Source organism: Neptunomonas phycophila (assembly GCF_001922575.1).
Lineage (GTDB): Bacteria > Pseudomonadota > Gammaproteobacteria > Pseudomonadales > Balneatricaceae > Neptunomonas > Neptunomonas phycophila.
In genome coordinates this window covers 1-642 of the sequence record NZ_MRCI01000018.1, presented here as the reverse complement: position 1 = coordinate 642, position 642 = coordinate 1, and the positions used below count along the sequence as shown (strand labels likewise).

1 protein-coding gene is annotated in these 642 nt (G+C 49.1%); it reads left to right on the top strand.

The genetic code is table 11. From position 1 onward, the window contains the following. A partial coding sequence (locus BS617_RS17905) for a GTP-binding protein (protein WP_249263646.1) occupies nt 1-642 on the top strand: 642 nt, incomplete at both ends.

Below are 642 nucleotides of genomic sequence, written 5' to 3'. Positions count from 1 at the left end.
CTCGCGTATGTGCAGAAGTTTTCGGTGGTGAAGCCGTAGCATTTGACGGTATCGATAAGGCACCAGAAGAGCGTGAGCGTGGTATCACGATCTCTACGTCTCACGTAGAGTACGAATCTAAGATTCGTCACTACGCGCACGTAGACTGCCCAGGTCACGCTGACTATGTTAAGAACATGATCACTGGTGCGGCACAGATGGATGGCGCTATCCTAGTATGTGGCGCGACTGATGGTCCTATGCCACAGACTCGTGAGCACATCTTGTTGTCTCGTCAGGTAGGTGTACCTTACATCGTAGTATTCTTGAACAAAGCTGATTTGTTGGCAGAAGACTGTGGCGGTGTTGATTCTGAAGAATACGCAGAAATGCGTGAGCTTGTAGAAATGGAAATCCGTGAGTTGCTAGACACTTACGACTTCCCAGGCGATGACACGCCAATCATCTGTGGTTCTGCTTTGATGGCATTGAACGGCGAAGATGACAACGAATTAGGAACAACAGCGGTTAAGAACCTAGTCGAAGCGCTAGATGCTTACATCCCTGATCCAGTTCGTGCGATCGATCAGCCATTCTTGATGCCTATCGAGGACGTATTCTCTATCTCTGGTCGTGGTACAGTAGTAACAGGCCGTGTAGAGC